Origin of the sequence: Frankia sp. AgPm24 (genome assembly GCF_023243055.1) — a bacterium.
GTDB lineage: Bacteria > Actinomycetota > Actinomycetes > Frankiales > Frankiaceae > Frankia > Frankia umida.
Map to the genome: position 1 here is coordinate 1 of NZ_JALKFW010000052.1, position 1840 is coordinate 1840.

Sequence of the window (1840 nt, forward strand, 5' to 3'; positions counted from 1 at the left end):
CGGACACGGCCGGTGACCCGGTCCTGACCCTGGGAGCCCTGACCACACGGCCCGTCGCCGCCGCCGACCTCACCGCCCCCGACGCGTCGGCCCGCGGCGCGCTGTTCACCGTCGACTGGATCCCCCTCGCCGCCGGCCAGGCCCCGGCCGACGCGCCCGCCGGTGCCGTGATCGGGGACGTGGCCGACCTGCGAGCGCTGGAACAGGACCTCCCGCCGTGGCTCATCCTTGATGCCGGGCTTACCGACAGCGCCGGAGAACTGGCGCGGGTGCGTGGGGAACTGGCGCGGGTGCTGGAGGTGCTGCAGGTCTTCGCCACCGACCCGGCCTTCCGGGAAATCCGGCTGGCGGTGGTGGCCCGGGCCGCGGGCAGCGATCCGGTGGCGGCCGCGGTCGCCGGGCTGACCCGCTCGGCCCAGTCCGAGAACCCGGGCCGCATCCTGCTGGTCGACCTCGCCTCGGACGCGGCGGAACCCGTTGATCTGATGGGTCCGCTGGAGCAGGCCGCCGCCGCGGACGAAGGAGAGATCCGGCTCAGGGACGGGCGGATCGAAGTCCCCCGACTCACCCGAGCCCCTCAGGAGGATTTCGCGGCCGGGGACCTGGGTGCGGGCTGCGTGGTGATCACCGGCGGAACCGGGACCCTGGGCGGTCTCGTCGCCCGCCACCTCGTCGCCGAGCATGAGGTCCGGAGCCTGGTGCTGGTCTCAAGGCAAGGCCCCGCCGCGCCCGCAGCCGCACAGCTGCGGGAGGAGCTGGAGGCCGCTGGCGCCCACGTGCAGATCGTCGCCGGTGACGTCGCCGACCGGGGTCAGGCCGAGGCCCTGCTGGACTCGGTGCCGGGGCCGCTCAGCGGGGTGATCCACACCGCTGGTGTGCTGGATGACGCGGTCTTGGGCGGGCTCACGGCGGAGCGGCAGGAGGCCGTACTGCGTCCGAAGGCGGATGCGGCCGCGCATCTAGACGAGCTGACCCGAGGGCTCGGGCTGGCGGCGTTCGTGCTGTTCTCCTCCGTCGCCGGGGTGCTGGGCGCTCCGGGGCAGGGGAACTACGCGGCCGCGAACTGCTATCTCGACGCCCTTGCCACCCGTCGGCGTGCCGCCGGTGAGGCCGCAGTGTCCCTCGCCTGGGGCTATTGGGCGCCGGCGAGCACGATGACCGAGCACCTCAGCCAGGCCGACCTGGCACGCATGAGCCGCACCGGGATGGGCGCGTTGGATCCCGAGCCGGGTATGGCGCTGCTGGATCAGGCTCTCACCTCCCGTCAGCCGACGCTGGTCCCGATGGTGCTGGACCTGGCGGTGCTGCGTCGCCACCACGGTCCTGTCCCCCCTTTGCTCCAAGCTCTGGCGGGGCCGCAGCGCCGCACCGCCGCCTCCGGCACCGTCGGAGCGCTGCAGGCGACGCTGGCGACGATGGATCGGGAGGATCAGGTGGCCCATCTGGTCGGCCTGGTCCGCGCCGAGGCCGCCGTGATCCTCGGGGCCGCCGGTCAGGACCTGGTGCGGGCCGACCAAGCGTTCAGCGACGCGGGGTTCGATTCACTGACGTCGGTCGAGCTGCGCAACCGTCTCACCGCTCTGACCGGAACAGCCCTGCCGGCGACGCTGGTGTTCGACTACCCTACGCCCGCCGCGCTCGCTGACCACCTGTTCACCGAGGTGGCCGGTCTCACCCCGACTCACGCCGTCATCCCCCCGATGAAGATCGTTACGGACGAGCCCGTCGCCATCGTCGGTCTGGGACTGCGGCTGCCCGGAGGCGTGGACGGCCCGGCCGCGTTGTGGGAGCTGCTGTCGTCGGGTGCGGACGTGGTGGGGGAGTTCCCCACCGACCGGGG

General features: G+C 73.3%; 1 protein-coding gene. It reads left to right on the top strand.

Translation table 11 applies throughout. The annotated features are described in order from the left end of the window. Positions 1–1840: type I polyketide synthase (locus MXD61_RS05565; protein ID WP_248811771.1), on the top strand; the 1840-nt coding region annotated here is incomplete at both ends.